Here is a 15,757-nt window from a genome sequence, read left to right on the forward strand (position 1 = left end):
CGATGAATAAATGCCGAAATCCGCCCACTTTGTGACTGGTCATTCCGCATACAAATGACACCAAACAACACAACTTATTACCTATTTTGTCCTACACCCTGGCGTGATATGTCGGTCGCAAAATTGTTTTAACCGACGGCCAGTGCAGATAATTCAACCCTGCGTAAATCAAGCGAACAAGACTATAGCCCTGCAAACTTTTCTTACAGCCAAACAGGTAACAGAAAAGTGTTACTCGCATTATTGCGGGTAACACTTTTTATATGTTTTTGTCGGACAAGATAAACAGGGGTCGAGCGCAAACAAGAGTTGCGCTCTGACGGCCATGCAAAGATCAGCGTGCAAGTTTTCGCTAATCGAAAAGGACAGGAGAGAAACACCGGTGAGGTTGCGGGGGCGCGCCCCCGCAACCTCACCGGGTAACCAAGGCGTCAGCCAGCCAGGCTTTTGCTCACCACTTCAAAGACGTCGCTGGACAGCTCACCCGAAGCCAGGATGCGCTGCAGTTCGGCCTTCATCAGTTGCTGACGGGCGCTGTCGTATTTGCCCCAGCGGGTCAGCGGGGCCAGCAGGCGCGAGGCGATCTGCGGGTTGAGGGCATTGAGGACGATCACCTGATCGGCGAGGAAGCGGTAGCCGCTGCCATCGGCCTGGTGGAAGCCCAGCAGGTTCTGCCCGGCAAATGCGCCAATCAGAGCGCGCACCTTGTTCGGATTCTTCAGGGTAAAGGCCGGATGCTGCATCAACTGCTCGACCCGCTGCAACGCACCGGGCAAGGCGCAGGCCGCCTGCACGCTGAACCACTGATCCATGACCAGCGGGTTGTCCTTGAAGAAGTCGGCAAAGCTGGCCAGCGCGGTGGCCTTCTCGGCTTCGAATGGCGAATTGACCAGCACCGCCAGGGCGGTCAGGCGCTCGGTCATATTGTCGGCGTTCTCGAACTGCTCCAGACAGGCCGCCAATACCTCGGCCTTGCCGCTAAGCATCAGGTAGGACAGCGCGATGTTCTGCAGGCTGCGCCGGGCAAAGTGCTCGGCCTCGGCGATATAGGCGGTGCCACGCGAAAGCTCGCGGTTGGCCTGGTAACGCGCCCACAGCAGATCAAACAGCGCCGCCGACAGTTGCTGGCGAGCAAACTCGCGGGCCGCGTGAATGGCCTCGACATCGGCCACTTCGCTGATCTCGGTCAGATAGGCCTCACCCGGCAGCGAGAGCATCTCGGCGACCATGGCCTGATCCAGTTGCTCATTGGCCAATACGCTGCGCAGCGCCGTAACCAGGCGCTGGTCGAGCACCAGGGCCTCACCGCGCTGATGCTGGCCGATCAGCTCCTGCAGCACCTGCACCGACAACTGCTGCCCCGCTTCCCAGCGGTTGAAGCCATCGCTGTCATGCTGCATCAGGAACATCAGCTGATCGCGGCTGTAAGGGAAGCTCAGCTTGACCGGCGCGGAGAAGCCGCGCAGCAGGGATGGCAGAGGCTGCTCGGCGATATCGACAAAGGTCAGCACCTGCTCGGCCTGGTCGATGGCGAATACCCGCGAGGCCGCGCCGGCCTGCGCTTCCCCCTGCAGACGCAGTGGCAAGGCCTGGCCCTGAGCACCAATCAGGCCCAGCTCCACCGGAATCACGAAGGGCAGCTTCTCGCTTTGCCCAGGCGATGGCGGGCAGCTTTGCTGGAAGCTCAGGCTGTAGGTCTTGGCCGCGGCGTCATAGTGCTCGCTGACCGCCAGGCGCGGCGTACCGGCCTGGCTGTACCAGCGCTTGAACTGGGTCAGGTCGATGCCATTGGCCTCTTCCATCGCGCGGATAAAGTCATCACAGGTCACGGCCTGGCCATCATGGCGCTCGAAGTACAGGTCGCTGCCCTTGCGGAAGCCCTCGGTGCCGACCAGGGTGCGGATCATGCGCACCACTTCCGAACCCTTCTCGTACACCGTCAGGGTGTAGAAATTGGAAATCTCCATAAAGGCATCTGGACGCACCGGGTGGGCCATGGGGCCGGCATCTTCGGCGAACTGGTGGGTACGCAGGTACGCCACATCCTCGATGCGCTTGACCGTGCGCGAGTGCATATCGGCGCTGAACTCGGCATCGCGGAATACGGTAAAGCCTTCTTTCAATGACAGCTGGAACCAGTCGCGGCAGGTCACGCGGTTGCCTGACCAGTTGTGGAAATATTCGTGGGCCACAACCGCCTCAACCCGCTGGTGGGCAGCGTCGGTAGCGGTCTCGGCGCGGGCCAGCACACAGCTGGAGTTGAAGATATTCAGGCCCTTGTTTTCCATGGCCCCCATATTGAAGTCGTTGACCGCGACGATCATAAAGATGTCCAGGTCGTACTCACGGCCGTAGACCTCTTCGTCCCACTTCATGGATTTTTTCAGGCTGTCCATGGCGTGCTGGCATTTGTCGATATTCTCCGGCTCGACATAGATGCGCAGCGCCACTTCGCGCGAACTCATGGTGGTAAAGCTGTCTTCTACACACCAGAGATCACCGGCGACCAGGGCAAACAGGTAGGCCGGCTTCATAAAGGGGTCTTGCCAAGTCGCCCAGTGCCGAACACTCTTTCCAGGGGCAGTTTCCTCACTGCCGCTGGCAATCGGGTTGCCGTTGGACAGCAGCACCGGATAGCTGTGCTGCTCGGCGCTCAGGGTGGTGGTGAACTTGCTCATCACGTCCGGGCGGTCGAGGTAATAGGTGATCTTGCGAAAGCCCTCGGCTTCGCACTGGGTGCAGAACATGCTGCCGGACTTGTACAGCCCCTCCAGCGCGGTGTTGCTTTCCGGGTGGATGCGCACGCTGCTGTCGATCACAAAGCTGGCTGCGGTTGGCTGCAGGGTCAGATGGCTGTCACTCAGCTGGTAATCGCCGGCACTCAGCTCGCAGTCATCCAGCGCCACACTGAGCAGTTCCAACTGCTGACCATCCAGCACCAGCGGCGGAAGGCCACTGCCCGCAGCCGGATTGCGGCGCATCACCAGTTGCGCGTGCACCAGGGTGTGGTCATCGAACAACTCGAAGGTCAGGTGCGTTTCATCGATCAGATAATCCGGTGCCTGGTAGTCCTTGAGGTAAATCATCTTCGGCTGTTCGGTGCGCATGGCTTGTGGCCCTTTGTCTGCGGCGCGCGGGCGCCGGGTTCGCGAATAGAAAACTCAGGCGGCCAGTTCGTGAACGGCCAACTGGTAAGCGGTGTATTTGCGGATATTGATCACGCCGGTATCGAACATCAGATACTGACCCTTGATGCCCAGCAGCGTGCCTTCGGCCAGCGGATTCTTGTCCAGGTTGAAGCTGTTGATCTTGGCCGGATAGGCCTCAATCGGGTAGGCAATCTGCACCACGGCTTGATCGCTGAGCGGCTGAATGGCCTGGATGCCGAAGCGCTGCTGCAACTCGGTGAGCCCGCTGCCGCAACTGGCAAACAGCTGTTCGCGCACCGCCAGCAGATCAACCGGCGCGGCATCGCCCTTGAGCAGTGCACGCCAATTGGTCTTGTCCGCCACCTGGCTGCGCAACAAGTCTTCGACAAAGCCGGACTGCTGACGGGTGGCAACCCGCAGAATCGGCAGCGCCTGGGTCGCGCCCTGATCGATCCAGCGCGTAGGAATCTGGGTGGCGCGGGTAATGCCGACCTTAACCCCGCTGGAGTTGGCCAGGTAGACCACATGATCAGTCATGCAGAACTGCTCGCCCCAACTCGGCTCGCGGCAGGTGCCGGCCTCATAGTGGCAACGCTCCGGGCTCATGATGCAGATATCGCACTGCGCCAGCTTCTGCATGCAGGGGTAGCAATAGCCTTGGCTGTAGCTGCTTTTGGTCTTGCGCCCGCAATGGCTGCAGTGGATTGCGCCGAGGAACTCCAGGCGCAGGCTCTTGCCGATCAACGGATTCACCGGCAGCAACTCATCGCCCAGGCGAAAGCTGTATTGCACCGGCGCACCCAGCTGCGCCGCCATTTTGCTCAGGGCACCACGGGCCAGCTCACTCATCAGTGCAGGGTATCCGTGGACTTGAACAGCAGATTGGGTACCGGCTCGGACTTGGAGCCACATTCCTGCGGGCCCATATAACCGATGCGTTCTTCTTCCGGCAGATTCTGAATTTCCCAGGCGATCAGCGCCTGCAGGGTCAGCTCCTTCTGCTCCTGGCTCAGCTTGCGGCCATCGGGCCATTTGCCGATTTCCACGGCCAGCTTGAGGCTCTGGTAGATCTCAGGGGTGATGTTTTCGATTGCTTCAAGAAAGGACGACATAAGCGCCTCCAAATACAAAATGGCAGTTTACCGAGACCGACGCGCCAGCGCACCGCCCAGCAGCCCGGTCAGGCAACCGGCCAGCAGGCCGCCGACATGGGCGGCATTGGCGATGGCACCGAATTGCAGCAGCTCGAAGATGCCGGTCATGCAGATCAGCAACCAGGCCAGCATCATCACCAGCACGCCCGGCGGCAGGCGATAGGCCGCGTTGGGAGCCAGGCGCTGGAACAGCCAGCAATGCCCGAGCAGGCCATAGAGCACCCCGGACAGGCCGCCAAACAGCGAAGGCCCGGCCCACAGGTACTGGGCGAAATTGGCCGCCAGGCTGAATATCAGGGTCAGCCCAAGCAGAATCCAGGGTCCCTGGCGCGCCTCGACACGGCGACCCAGCTCCCAATACCAGAGCGTGTTCATCGCCAGGTGAAGAATGCCGAAATGGATCAGCATCGGCGTCAACAGCCGCCACCATTGGCCGCTGGCCAGGGTGAGGCTGAGGTTGCCGAAGTAGATGTACTCGCCCTCTAGGCGAAAATCGACAAAGCTCAGCCAGCTGATCGCATCGTAGTTATCGCCCAGCAGGGTGAGCCCGGCGACCACGAAGGTCAGCAGCAACAGGCTGGAGGTCAGCAGGCTGTTTTTCAGCTGGCCGATAAAGCCCGGGGTCGAGTCTGCAGCCAAGGCCGCAGGCGGCGGTACCTGCAGGGCATCGTCGCCCTGGGGGTAACGCGCATACAGCTCGCGCACCTGCTCGGCCAGTTGCTCGCCGGGCACCCAGAGCACCTGTTCGCCGGCTTCTTCGGCGACCCGATGGGGCACCTGCAGACGCTGCAACAAGGCGATAAAAGCACTCAGATCGATCTGCACCGGCAGGCGCATCGCGGCTACCGCACTCATGGCTGTACCTCGACCCAGACAAATTTGTGTGGATCCAGGCGCTGCTCCTGATCCAGGCGGTAGGCCACCATCTTGCCATTGAGCACCGCGCTGTAATCCAGGCAGGCCAGGTTGGGCCGAATCGGCGCGGGCTTGCCACTGCGCCAGTAATGGCCAACGAACAACAACGGCTCATCGGCGGCGTATTTCAGCAGCTCGGTCTTCTGAATTTCCGTCAAGGGCATCTGCGCGGCCAGCTCTGGCAGGGCATCGGGCTGGAAAACGATATCGCCATAGGTCTGCGGGTCTTCTTCCCAGAACTTGGTGCGAAAGTGCGCGCGGGTAAAGCCGTCGTCGCTGGTCAGGGTCATGCCATGGGGCAGGCGCATATCGGTGCCGCGCAGCAGGCGGTCGAGCACGGTATTGGCAAAGCTGCCGGGCACCGCCGAAGCCTGAAGGAAGTGTTCGTCGATACAGGCATCGGCAAACAGCCCGCGCAGCGGCTCGATCAAGCCAGCATCCCAGCAGGCATGCACCACCCGGAAACGCCCGGCATCGATAAACAGCGGCAACTCATAGAACCAGCCGAGAAACTCGCGCCATTCGGCCGGATAGGCCTCGAACTGCTCCAGGGTTTCCCTGATCAGCCGGGCGTGCCGCGGCGTATGCTCGCGGACGAACTGCCGGCCGCTGCCAGGGGCCGCCGGGGTGCTCCAGCCCAGGGCGTTGAACTCGTGATTGCCCATGATGCACAACGCCTGCCCGGCAACGACCATATCGCGCACCAAGTGCAGGGCCTCACGGATGCGCGGGCCGCGATCAACCAGGTCACCGAGGAAGATCGCCATACGCTGCGGATGACGCCAGACGCCCGCCTCAAGACGGTAGCCCAAGGTGTCCAACAGGCGAGCCAGGGTCTTGGCACAACCATGGATATCGCCGATCAGGTCGTAGCCACGGGCAGGATCGAGGTCCATTCAGTCGCCCCCGCCCCCGAGCCGACTGCCCCAGCCCAGTTTGGTCCGGCAGACCTCGTAGTAATTGTGGTCGAGGGGATGGATCAAGCGCAGCTTCTGCGGCTTCTTGGCCACGGTAACGGTGTCGCCGGGGGCACAGGTGAAGTGGTTCTGGCTGTCGCAGGACACCTGCGGATAGAGCTGCAGGTCCTTGGACACGACGATCTTCAACTCGCTGTTGCCGTCCACCACGATGGGCCGGCTGGACAGGGTGTGCGGGTACATCGGCACGATAACGATGGCATCCAGCTTGGGATGCATGATCGGCCCGCCAGCGGACAGCGCATAGGCGGTGGAGCCGGTCGGGGTGGCGACGATCAGGCCGTCGGCCTTCTGGCTGCAGACGAACTGGCCGTCGATATACAGCTCGAACTCGATCATCCGGTTCGACTTGCCGGGGTGCAGCACCACGTCATTCAAGGCATCGCCCTGGCCAATGGCCTCGCCATGCCGACGCACCTCGGCCTCGAGCAGAAAGCGATTCTCGGTCAAGTAGTTGCCTTCCAGCACCTGGGCGACCTTGAGCTCCAGCTCGTCAGGGCGGATATCGGTGAGAAAGCCCAGGCTGCCGCGGTTGATCCCCAGTACCGGAACCTTGTGCCGGGCCAGCGCGCGGGCCGCGCCGAGCATGCTGCCATCGCCGCCGACCACTATCACCAGGTCACAGACCTCGCCGAGGATCTTGCGTGACGAGGTCTGCAGGCCATGGCCCGGCAGCACTTCGGCGATGGTGTCTTCAAGAATCACATGCAGATGGCGGTCGAGCAGAAACTTTTTCAACCGGCGAATAGTGTCGAGCACCTGGGTACTGCCCAGCCGACCGATAATGCCGACATTACGAAACTGTTCCATGGTGCTCCCGCAAGACTCTGGATCTAGAGGGTTGCGATTATGGGCGAAAGCCGGCGACAGCGGCAAACTTGACGGTGCAGTCAACGCCGAGCGGCTTTAGCCGACCGGGCATTCGGGGCTATGCTCGGAGCATGACGCCCTTCGACACGCTGACCGACCTGCCCACGCAACTGCACCAACCCCCGGTGCGCGACCTGGCGTGGGCACTGCTTTCGCCACCCCTGCTCGACAGCACGCCCTTGGCCCAGCGCCATCCACTCAGCGCCAGCCGCTGGAGCCGCCAGCCGGGCCTGCTGGCCGACTGGCTGCGCGGCCTGGATGCCGACAGCACCGCGCTGCAGCACTGGCTGGCGCAAAGCTCGGTACGTCGCCTCGGCCTGTACTACGAACGGCTCTGGCAGTTCGCTCTGAACGCCGCCCCCGATGTCGATGTGCTCGCGGCCAACCTGCCCATCCGGCAACAGGGGCATACCCTGGGCGAGCTGGATCTGCTGCTGCGCGATGAACAGGGCGTGCATCACCTGGAACTGGCGATCAAGCTCTACCTGGGCCCGGCACAGGCCGGCGGCGAGGATCACGCACACTGGTTAGGCCCCGGCAGCCATGACCGCCTGGACCTCAAACTCGCCCACCTGTGCCAGCACCAGCTGCCCCTCTCGGCCGGCAGTCAGGCCCTGTCGGTACTCGCCGAACTGGATATTCAACAGACCCAGGCCGCCCTCTGGCTGGCGGGCTACCTGTTCTACCCCTGGCGGCACGGTTGCAACCCGCCGCAAGGAGCCAACCCGCAACACCTGCGCGGGCGCTGGCTGCATAGACGTGACTGGGCGGAATTCGTCAGCCACCCCGCCGCCGGCTATTGGCAGCCCCTGGCGCGCCAGGCCTGGCTGGCACCGGCGCGCTTGGCAAGCACGGAACTGTACACGCCCGCACAGTTCGAGCAATGGCTGGCGGCATTGCCGGCACAGGCCAATGCACAGCTGCTGGTGCGTCTAGTCGAAAGCCCCGCAGGGGACTGGGTAGAGGCCGAACGGCTGTTTCTGCTCAATGACCTCTGGCCCGACCAGGCGAGCTGACAGCCCTCGACCGCTTAGCGGCTGCGCTCGGTGCGCCCGCCCGAACGTGCCAGATAGCCGGAGCCACTTTCACAGAGCAAGGCATCGCGCTGCACCGCCGGCAGGGCATCAACACCGTCGCGCAGGGCGTAGGCACTAAAGCCCAGCTGCGACAGCAGAAAGACCGCACTGGCACTGCGCTTGCCGCTGTCGCAGTAGCACAGGTAGATGCGCTGTTTATCCAGCAGGCGCGCCTTCAGGCGCAGCAACTGCAGGGGCATATTCAGCGACTCCAGGGCATGGGCGCGCTCGTACTCACTTTGCAGGCGCACATCCAGCCACTGCGCCCCCGCGCTAAGCAGGCGCGAGGCCTCACCCAACGAAACCTCATCGACCACCGGGGCCTTGAGCAGAGAAAAGAAATCCTGCCGATCCAGGCGCAGCACCACCCCGGCTTCGAGCATGGTCACCGTGGCGTTGCGCGGGCTGTCGGCGAGCAGTGCTTCCTCACCAAAACAGGCCCCCACTTCCAGCTCGGCCAGCACCTGCTGGTCGCTACCGGCCCCGCGAATCACCTCGGCCCGGCCGCTGTTGAGGAAGTAGCAGCAATCGCCCGACTCACCCTCGCTGAGGACCCGGCTGCCCGCGGGCAACTCGACACGCTGCAGGCGTTCGAGCATGGCGCGCACGTTGGAGGGCGGCACCTTGGCGAACAGCGGATTCTCCAGCAGCTGCTCCAGCCACTCCACTTCTTCGTGATTCTGGCCGAGTTCGAGCAGCAGGTCCTGATAGGCCAGCCGCCAGGTCAGCAGGCGGTTAAGCGTTGCACTGTCGAGCGCCAGCACACTGGCATCGCTCAAGGCGCGCGCCTCGTGCAAGCGCGGCAGGCTGGGCGACAAGGGATGGCAAGTGGCCTCAGTACCAGCGCGCAACAGCTGCTGCTGACCATCGGCGGACTGCAATTGCAGCTCACCGGCCAACAGGTAATAGGTGACACGGGCCTGATCGCCCAGACGGAACAACGACTGCCCAGCCAACAGCGGCTGCGGCACCAGCTGCCCGCGCAACTCACGCCACTGCTGCTCAGACAACACATTGAGTGGTGTAAGGCTGCGCAGCTGTTCGGGATTGAGGGGTTCGCTCATGGAAATGCTCAGGCTCCGCTGGTCAAGAGTCAGTCTAGCCGGCCGGCTTGCTGATATCGCTGCAGTGCTGCTGTACGCCCTTGCAGGCCACCCGTGTGGACAAACAGCAGGCGGCTGCCACGGGCAAAGTAACCGGCCTCGACCTGCCCGCGCAACGCCATTAATGCTTTGCCGGTATACAGCGGTTCCAGCGGCAAGCCACTGGCCGCCTCGCTGGCGAAGATAAACTCGAGCAACTCGTCATCGACTGCGGCAAAGCCGCCACGGCAGGCCTCCAGCAGCCGAAAGGAGCCACCAACCAACCCACCGGCCTGCACAATGGCCTGCACCTGCTGCTGCACCCCGTAATCGGCCGGCACCGCCAGCGCGCCATACACCGGGTGGGCACCCGCCTCGGCCAGCACCAGGCCGGCCAGGGTAGTGCCAGTACCTGCAGCCAGCCACCAGCCGTCATAGTCGTCCCAGCCCAGGCCAGCCAATTGCCGACGCGCCAGGGTCAGCAAGGCGGCGCAGCCCAGGGCACCGGGTAAACCGCCGCCACCCTCCGGCACCGTAGAGAAGCCCGGATAAAGCGCCAGCCATGGCTCCCAGAATCCCACTTGATGACGGGCGCGATAACCGCCATAGCCGAGCCAGTGCAGTTGCATGCCGAATGCCTGCAGATCGCGCACAGTGGGCGTGTCCTGCGGCTCACCGCGCAGCAAGCCCACAGTGGCGAAGCCGAAGCGCCGACCAGCCGCAGCCAGGGCGTGCAGATGATTGGAATGAGCCCCGCCCAGACTGATCAGGCCCTCGGCCGCCGCAGCTGCGGCGGCCTGCAGATGATGGCTTAGCTTGAACCACTTGTTGCCGCTGATCAGCGGATCGATCAGGTCCAGGCGCAGCACCGCCAGTTCGATACCGGCGGCAGCCGACCAGTCGAAACCCAGGTGCTGCAGCGGTGCATCGGGGGTCCAGTCAGGCAGAACAACTGGCACTAACTGACGGTACGCAGGCGGCTACTGGCCTTGTGCCGGGCACAACAGTTGCTGTCGTCGAGGATAAAGCGACTCGGCGTGTCCACCCGATCGATTGGAATGGCGCAACGTTCGCCGCTGGGCAACAGCGCCTCGCAGCTCGGCTGTTGATAGTGCAACAGCCAGTGGCGGTACTGATCTTCGTTGACAAAGCACTTGGCCGCCGCATAGGCCATGGGATTGTCCTGGTAGGCAGAGATGTCCTGCAACGCAATGGTCAGGTGCCCGGCTCCCGGGTGATACACCACAAACACCACACCGAGCTTGGCCAGGCGCTCCAGAATCTGATCTCCGCCCTGGCTGGCGAGTTCGGCATAAGCGCGCTTGAGTCGGGTGATTTCCTGCAGCGACTGCGTGTCCTGCTCCTTGCGGTAGGCCAGTTCCATATCGCGAATGGCAATCTGTTCCTTGTACTCCACCACCGCCGAGGCGATTTTGGCCTGCATCTCGCTCTCGAACTGCGCGCGCAACACATCGCTCTCGCTGCGGCCGTGCAGTTCCAGATTGCGCAGTTGTTCGGTCATGTCTTCGCGCGAGGTCTGGAAGCTGGCGGCCTGCACCGCCAGTTGCGCCTTGAGGCTGGCATTCAGCTCGACCTGCTGGCGCAACGCCTGCTGCAGTTCCTCGACTTGCCCCTGACGCTGTTTGTTATCGGCCTCGCCGGCCAGCTTGAGCTTGGCCAGCTCCTCCTCGTGTTGCTGGCTGAGGCTGCTGATGCGCAAACGCTGCTGCTTGATCAGTTGCGCGGTTTTCAACCGATGCTCCTGATCGAGCTTGTCCTTGGACTTGGTACCCTCCTCCGGGACGAAGTCCGGAGCGTACCATTTGTCCTCGGAGGCCATTTGCAGGCGTTCGGTCACTACCGACTGAGCGTTTTCCTCTTCGACCAGAATGCCCAGGTTATTGCGCCGCACTGCGTCGCGCAGCAGCACCAGATCATTCTGCCCAGGAGCCAGATTGGGGTCCCACAGGTGCATCTGGTGCCAGGACACCGGGCACTGACTACGGCAGCCCAGACGAATCGGCCCGGCACCCAGATCGGGACCGCGCCCGGCACGCTCGGCCAGGTGCTGCAGGGGAATATTCCAGCCGGAATCGGGCGCGCCCTTCTCGTCGAAATCCAGGTAGAAAAACACCGCGGCCTTGATCATCAGGCGCGGGTTGATCGAGACATAGGCAATGCGCATCTGCTGGTCGGCAAACTCCGGCATATTGACCACGCCGTCGAGCAAGGCCTCGAACTCGGTAAAGAACATTTGCTTGCAGATACCGCCGCGTTCACTGAAGAACATCACGGCTTCAACCATCTGCGGCTTGTTCTGCATGCTCATCGGTTTCCCTCTAGGGCCGAAACGGAACAATCCGTTCAGCTGGCGCACAGCCTGCACGACAGCGAAAAACCGCCATAGCGAGCATGCACCAGCAAGATTTGGCAGGTTATACGCGGCCTCTGATACAGGCGCTACACCCTTATTCAGCCAAGTCTAGGGGAAAAACCGCAGCCAGCAATGTGACTGGGTTGGCAGTCGACCTGTCGACTAGCCGATAAATGTCTGCGGTGGAGCAAAACTGTGATGGGCTTGGTGCAACGGCTCAGGGTTTAGCCCCGGCCAGATAGGGTGCCAGGCGTCGCCCCATCTCCTCGCCAAGCGCCTGCAGGCCACTGAGCGGGCGAATCATGACCTCGAACTCGACGATCTTGCCGGCCTCATCGAAGCGGATCATATCGATCCCCTTGAGCTCGCGCTCGCCCACCTTGGCGCTGAACTCCAGCACCACACTGAGGCCGTCGGCACTGGCCAGCTCGCGGTGATAGGCAAAATCGACGAAGACCTTGCTCACGGTATTGAGAATCAGCGACACCATGGGCGCGCCGACGTACGGCTTGTGCGCCACGGGCGAACGGAACACCGCCTGCGGGTGCAGCAGTTCGGGCAAGGGGCTCAGGTCGTTGTTTTGCATCAGGCCATGCCACTGCGCAAGGGTGGCGGCAGCAGCCGGTTGCAGTTGAGGGTTATGGGACATAACGGGCTTCTCCTTAATTGTTGTAAGCCACATACAAAACGCCCCGCACACAGGTCTGTTCCTGCTTCAATTCGCGAACCGCGAATGAAGCAGGAACAGACCCCTGGGGCGTTGGCTGTTTAGAGTACGGCGGCGAGGCGCGAGCCCTGGTTGATCGCGCGCTTGGCGTCCAGCTCGCTGGCCACATCAGCACCGCCAATCAGGTGCACGTTCTGCCCGGCGCTTTCCAGGCCTTCCTGCAGCTCGCGCAGCGGGTCTTGCCCAGCGCAGACAATCACCGTATCCACTGGCAATACCTGCGGCTCGCCACCGGCGATGCTGATATGCAGGCCGGCGTCGTCGACCTTGAGGTACTCGACCGAGTTGAGCATCTGTACATTCTTGTTCTTCAAGCCGGTGCGGTGAATCCAGCCGGTGGTCTTGCCCAAACCGTCGCCCACCTTGGACTTCTTGCGCTGCAGCAGGAACACCTGACGCGCCGGGGCGTGGGGTTCGGCCTTGATCCCGGCAACACCGCCGCGGGCCTCCAGAGCCGCGTCGATGCCCCACTCCTTCCAGAACTCCTCGCGATTGAGGCTGGTCGACTCGCCCTGATGGGTGATGAACTCGGACACGTCAAAACCAATGCCGCCGGCCCCGATCACCGCAACCTGCTGGCCGACCGGCTTGCGCTTGAGGATGGCGTCCAGGTAGCTGATCACCTTGGCATGTTCGATACCTGGAATAGCCGGGGTACGCGGCGCGATACCGGTGGCCAGGATGATTTCGTCATAGCCACCCTGCGCCAGCTCGGCGGCCGAAACGCGGGTATTGAGGCGCAGATCGACGTTGGTGGTTTCCAGCTTGCGCTTGAAATAACGCAGGGTTTCGAAGAACTCCTCCTTGCCTGGCACGCGCTTGGCCACGTTGAATTGGCCGCCGATTTCGCTGGCGGAATCGAACAGGGTCACGCTATGACCACGCTCGGCGGCCACGGTGGCGGCGGACAGCCCGGCGGGGCCGGCACCGACCACGGCAATCTTCTTCACCGCAGTGGTTGGAATGTAGTTCAGCTCGGTTTCGTGACAGGCACGCGGGTTGACCAGGCAACTGGTCAGCTTGCCGCCAAAGGTGTGGTCCAGGCAGGCCTGGTTGCAGCCAATGCAGGTATTGATTTCGTCGCTGCGGCCTTCTGCAGCCTTGTTGACGAAATCCGGGTCGGCGAGGAAGGGACGCGCCATCGACACCATGTCGGCGTCGCCCTCGGCCAGCACTTGTTCGGCGATTTCCGGGGTGTTGATGCGGTTGGTGGTGATCAGCGGAATGCTCACTTCACCACGCAGCTTGGCGGTGACCTTGGTAAAGGCCGCACGCGGCACCTTGGTGGCGATGGTCGGGATTCGCGCTTCGTGCCAGCCGATACCGGTGTTGATCAGGGTCGCACCGGCTTTCTCGATGGCCTTGGCCAGCAGGACGATTTCGTCCCAGGTGCTGCCACCCTCCACCAGGTCGAGCATGGACAGACGGTAGATGATAATAAAGTTCGGCCCCACAGCCTCCCTGACGCGGCGAACGATTTCCACCGGCAGGCGCATGCGGTTTTCGTAGCTGCCGCCCCAGCGGTCGGTGCGATGGTTGGTGTGGGCGACCAGAAACTGGTTAATGAAGTAGCCTTCCGAACCCATGATCTCGACGCCGTCGTACTCGGCCTGCTGGGCCAGCACGGAGCAGTTGATAAAGTCCTGGATCTGCTTCTCGATGCCCTCCTCGTCCAGCTCGCGCGGCTTGAACGGGTTGATCGGAGCCTGGATGGCGCTAGGGGCCACCGACTTGGGGCTATAGGCATAGCGCCCGGCGTGGAGGATCTGCATGCAGATCTTGCCGTCGGCCTCATGCACCGCACGGGTGACGACCTTGTGCTTTTCGGCCTCTTCGGCGGTGGTCAGTTTGGCCGCCCCGGAATACACCCCACCTTCCTCATTCGGGCCAATACCGCCGGTCACCATCAGGCCGACACCGCCACGGGCACGCTCGGCGAAATAGGCGGCCATGCGCTCGAAGCCGCCCGGTTTCTCTTCCAGACCGGTGTGCATGGAGCCCATCAGCGCACGGTTCTTCAGGGTGGTAAAACCCAGGTCCAGCGGGGCAAGCAGGTGCGGGTAAGGAACGGCGGTCATGGGAGTCTCCACATCAGACATAGCTATTTCACGGAAATGCCGCGGCTTCGGTCGAGCCACAGTCGATATGGGATAGACGATAAAGAGCCAACCCGCACGGCTCAATGACCCAAAGTGACAACTTATTGATCAAAACGTGCAGCACTGCTTGGCAAGCACAGCGGCGCACCCTACCCTGAGCCTTCACTATTTCAGCAGCGCCCGAGCCATGCCTGAACGCATCAGCCAGTCCTTCCTTAGGGAATACCGATGAAACGCTCAAGAGTCCGCCTGGGCGACCTGGCGGTGGGGTTTGTCGACAGCCTGGCAGCCGCCATGCGCAGCCTGGGGCAAGACCCGCGGCCCCTGCTGCTCAGCTATGGCCTCGACCCCGCGCGCCTGGCCGAACCCCGCGCGCGGCTATCGATTCCACGCTATATGCGCCTGGGCCATAGCGCCATTCAGCAAACCGCAGAGCCCGGCATCGGCCTGTTGATGGGCCGCTGCAGCCGCCTCAGCCAGGTCGGCCTGGCCGGCGTGACCGCAGCCCAGGCCCCCACCGTGCGCGAAGCCGCGCGCACTCTGATCCGCTTCGAGCCGCTGTATGCGGCCAACTACCGTGGCCAATCCAGCCTGCACGAGGACGCCCAGGGTGCCTGGCTGCGCTTCTATTCGATCAGCCCCTACAACGACTACAACCGCTTCGTGATCGACTCAGTGCTGGCCAGCTGGGCCCAGCAACTGAGCAAGCTGGCGCAGCAACCACTGCCCGTGGAAAAGGTGCAGATCGAATTCCCCGCCCCCGGCTATGCCGCGCAATACTCCGAACTGTTTGCCTGCCCGGTGGAGTTCGCCTGCGCCCATAACCAGCTGCGCCTGAACCAGCACAGCCTGAATATGCGCAATCCGGAACACTGCCCGAGCACCTGGAAACACCTGCTGGAAATCTGTGAGGGGGAACTGGAACAACTGACCCGTACCCGCAGCCTGCGCGAGCGCATCACCCAGTTGCTTGGCCCCCTGCTGCATGGCCGCGAACCGGACCTGAGCGAGGTGGCCGCGCGCCTGCAACTGCCGAGCTGGACATTGCGGCGCAAGCTGGCCGAAGAAGGCACGCAGTTTCGCACCATCCTCAACGACACCCGCCGCGACCTGGCCATGGCCTATATCCGCGACACCGAACTGGCGTTCGGCGAGATCGCCTACCTGCTCGGCTTTGCCTCAGCCGAAGCCTTCCAGCGCGCCTTTAAGCGCTGGAACCAGCAAACCCCGGGGGAATACCGCCGCGAGCAGCGGCGGGCGCTATAACAACTCTAAAACGGATCAGAGCTCGGTAGCGTCTTCGTCGCGCTCCGGCACATCCTGCTCGGTGGCGC

The 15,757-nt window shown here is 62.5% G+C and carries 13 protein-coding genes; 2 read left to right on the top strand and 11 right to left on the bottom strand.

Annotated elements, in window-relative coordinates:
- Positions 1–431: 431 nt before the first annotated feature.
- The 6 genes from pepN to VMP31_RS19280 are packed head-to-tail and all read right to left on the bottom strand — an operon-like array spanning position 432 to position 7,005.
- Complete coding sequence (gene pepN / locus VMP31_RS19255; RefSeq protein ID WP_325509307.1) at positions 432–3,107, bottom strand: aminopeptidase N; 2,676 nt, start codon at positions 3,105–3,107, stop codon at positions 432–434.
- 54 nt (positions 3,108–3,161) lie between these two features.
- Positions 3,162–3,998 carry a DUF2797 domain-containing protein gene (locus tag VMP31_RS19260; protein WP_325509308.1) on the bottom strand — a complete coding sequence of 279 codons (837 nt, stop codon included), beginning with the start codon at positions 3,996–3,998 and terminating at the stop codon, positions 3,162–3,164.
- The gene (locus tag VMP31_RS19265; RefSeq protein ID WP_325509309.1) at positions 3,998–4,261 is read right to left on the bottom strand and encodes a YeaC family protein; all 264 of its coding nucleotides are present in this window, start codon (positions 4,259–4,261) and stop codon (positions 3,998–4,000) included. The genes VMP31_RS19260 and VMP31_RS19265 overlap by 1 nt, the downstream gene beginning before the upstream one ends.
- 27 nt (positions 4,262–4,288) lie before the next feature.
- Positions 4,289–5,158: a rhomboid family intramembrane serine protease gene (locus VMP31_RS19270; RefSeq protein WP_325509310.1), complete on the bottom strand. Its 870-nt coding sequence runs from the start codon at positions 5,156–5,158 to the stop codon at positions 4,289–4,291.
- On the bottom strand, positions 5,155–6,114 hold the full coding sequence (locus VMP31_RS19275) for a metallophosphoesterase (RefSeq protein WP_325509311.1): 960 nt from the start codon (positions 6,112–6,114) through the stop codon (positions 5,155–5,157). The genes VMP31_RS19270 and VMP31_RS19275 overlap by 4 nt, the downstream gene beginning before the upstream one ends.
- Positions 6,115–7,005 carry an NAD(+) kinase gene (locus VMP31_RS19280; RefSeq protein ID WP_325509312.1) on the bottom strand — a complete coding sequence of 297 codons (891 nt, stop codon included), beginning with the start codon at positions 7,003–7,005 and terminating at the stop codon, positions 6,115–6,117.
- Positions 7,006–7,136: 131 nt separating this feature from the next.
- On the opposite strand from VMP31_RS19280, the gene VMP31_RS19285 reads away from it, so the two are divergent.
- A complete protein-coding gene (locus VMP31_RS19285; protein ID WP_325509313.1) occupies positions 7,137–8,081 on the top strand; it encodes a DUF1853 family protein in 945 nt (314 codons plus the stop codon).
- Positions 8,082–8,095: 14 nt separating this feature from the next.
- Here the strand turns inward: VMP31_RS19285 and VMP31_RS19290 are convergent, their stop codons facing one another.
- The 5 genes from VMP31_RS19290 to VMP31_RS19310 form a co-directional block, all read right to left on the bottom strand.
- The gene (locus VMP31_RS19290) at positions 8,096–9,205 is read right to left on the bottom strand and encodes a cyclic nucleotide-binding domain-containing protein (RefSeq protein WP_325509314.1); all 1,110 of its coding nucleotides are present in this window, start codon (positions 9,203–9,205) and stop codon (positions 8,096–8,098) included.
- 29 nt (positions 9,206–9,234) lie between these two features.
- Positions 9,235–10,182, bottom strand: a complete 948-nt coding sequence (locus tag VMP31_RS19295; protein WP_325509315.1) for a 1-aminocyclopropane-1-carboxylate deaminase/D-cysteine desulfhydrase — start codon at positions 10,180–10,182, stop codon at positions 9,235–9,237.
- Positions 10,182–11,552, bottom strand: coding sequence for a chromosome partitioning protein ParA (locus VMP31_RS19300; RefSeq protein ID WP_325509316.1), 1,371 nt, complete (start codon positions 11,550–11,552; stop codon positions 10,182–10,184). The genes VMP31_RS19295 and VMP31_RS19300 overlap by 1 nt, the downstream gene beginning before the upstream one ends.
- A 262-nt stretch (positions 11,553–11,814) precedes the next feature.
- Positions 11,815–12,246: a nuclear transport factor 2 family protein gene (locus VMP31_RS19305; protein ID WP_325509317.1), complete on the bottom strand. Its 432-nt coding sequence runs from the start codon at positions 12,244–12,246 to the stop codon at positions 11,815–11,817.
- Positions 12,247–12,365: 119 nt separating this feature from the next.
- On the bottom strand, positions 12,366–14,402 hold the full coding sequence (locus tag VMP31_RS19310; protein WP_325509318.1) for an NADPH-dependent 2,4-dienoyl-CoA reductase: 2,037 nt from the start codon (positions 14,400–14,402) through the stop codon (positions 12,366–12,368).
- Positions 14,403–14,651: 249 nt separating this feature from the next.
- Here VMP31_RS19310 and VMP31_RS19315 point away from each other — a divergent pair, with 249 nt between their 5' ends.
- Positions 14,652–15,689, top strand: a complete 1,038-nt coding sequence (locus VMP31_RS19315) for an AraC family transcriptional regulator (RefSeq protein ID WP_325509319.1) — start codon at positions 14,652–14,654, stop codon at positions 15,687–15,689.
- The last annotated feature ends 68 nt before the right edge of the window (positions 15,690–15,757 follow it).

Origin of the sequence: Pseudomonas sp. (genome assembly GCF_035512415.1) — a bacterium.
Classification (GTDB): domain Bacteria; phylum Pseudomonadota; class Gammaproteobacteria; order Pseudomonadales; family Pseudomonadaceae; genus Aquipseudomonas.

Excerpts from the sequence above, each read along its gene's own strand:
- pepN (WP_325509307.1), bottom strand. The coding sequence starts at position 3,107 with ATGCGCACCGAACAGCCGAAGATGATTTACCTCAAGGACTACCAGGCA.
- VMP31_RS19270 (WP_325509310.1), bottom strand. The coding sequence starts at position 5,158 with ATGAGTGCGGTAGCCGCGATGCGCCTGCCGGTGCAGATCGATCTGAGT.
- VMP31_RS19300 (WP_325509316.1), bottom strand. The coding sequence starts at position 11,552 with ATGAGCATGCAGAACAAGCCGCAGATGGTTGAAGCCGTGATGTTCTTC.
- VMP31_RS19280 (WP_325509312.1), bottom strand. The coding sequence starts at position 7,005 with ATGGAACAGTTTCGTAATGTCGGCATTATCGGTCGGCTGGGCAGTACC.
- VMP31_RS19290 (WP_325509314.1), bottom strand. The coding sequence starts at position 9,205 with ATGAGCGAACCCCTCAATCCCGAACAGCTGCGCAGCCTTACACCACTC.
- VMP31_RS19275 (WP_325509311.1), bottom strand. The coding sequence starts at position 6,114 with ATGGACCTCGATCCTGCCCGTGGCTACGACCTGATCGGCGATATCCAT.
- VMP31_RS19265 (WP_325509309.1), bottom strand. The coding sequence starts at position 4,261 with ATGTCGTCCTTTCTTGAAGCAATCGAAAACATCACCCCTGAGATCTAC.
- VMP31_RS19315 (WP_325509319.1), top strand. The coding sequence starts at position 14,652 with ATGAAACGCTCAAGAGTCCGCCTGGGCGACCTGGCGGTGGGGTTTGTC.
- VMP31_RS19305 (WP_325509317.1), bottom strand. The coding sequence starts at position 12,246 with ATGTCCCATAACCCTCAACTGCAACCGGCTGCTGCCGCCACCCTTGCG.
- VMP31_RS19285 (WP_325509313.1), top strand. The coding sequence starts at position 7,137 with ATGACGCCCTTCGACACGCTGACCGACCTGCCCACGCAACTGCACCAA.
- VMP31_RS19260 (WP_325509308.1), bottom strand. The coding sequence starts at position 3,998 with ATGAGTGAGCTGGCCCGTGGTGCCCTGAGCAAAATGGCGGCGCAGCTG.
- VMP31_RS19310 (WP_325509318.1), bottom strand. The coding sequence starts at position 14,402 with ATGACCGCCGTTCCTTACCCGCACCTGCTTGCCCCGCTGGACCTGGGT.